Below are 408 nucleotides of genomic sequence, written 5' to 3'. Positions count from 1 at the left end.
CATCCCCAAAAGCTTCGCTACCGAAAGTCTGCTTGCCAACATTATTTTAGGCAAATATCAGTATGCGCTTCCGCTGTATCGTCAGGAAAGCTTGTTTTCCCAGTCAGGTATCGAGCTATCGAGAACCACCATGGCAAGGTGGGTTATCCAAGTGAGTGAAAAGTTCAAACCGCTTTATCAGGCACTGAAGACTCACTTACTCGAACAAGTGGTGGTTCAGGCCGATGAAACGCCGCTCAATGTGCTTAAGGAAGATAAGCAATGTTATATGTGGTTGTACGGCTCGGGAGCCGACTCCCCTGAAGCTAAACTCCCTGACATGAAAAATATCGTCTTGTTCGACTATCAAAACAGTCGCGCGAGAGTGTGCCCCGTGAACTTCTTGGGTGATTACTCAGGCTATCTGCA

Annotated in this window: 1 protein-coding gene; it reads left to right on the top strand. The window is 47.5% G+C overall.

What is annotated here, in order from left to right; genetic code table 11:
* Nucleotides 1-408: transposase (locus tag EYW48_RS21525; protein WP_277433083.1), on the top strand; the 408-nt coding region annotated here is incomplete at both ends.

This window comes from Vibrio sp. 1180_3, assembly GCF_029478545.1.
Taxonomy (GTDB): Bacteria; Pseudomonadota; Gammaproteobacteria; order Enterobacterales; family Vibrionaceae; genus Vibrio; species Vibrio aestuarianus.
The sequence above is the reverse complement of the archived record's forward strand: the minus strand, read 5'-3'. Positions and strand labels throughout refer to the sequence as shown.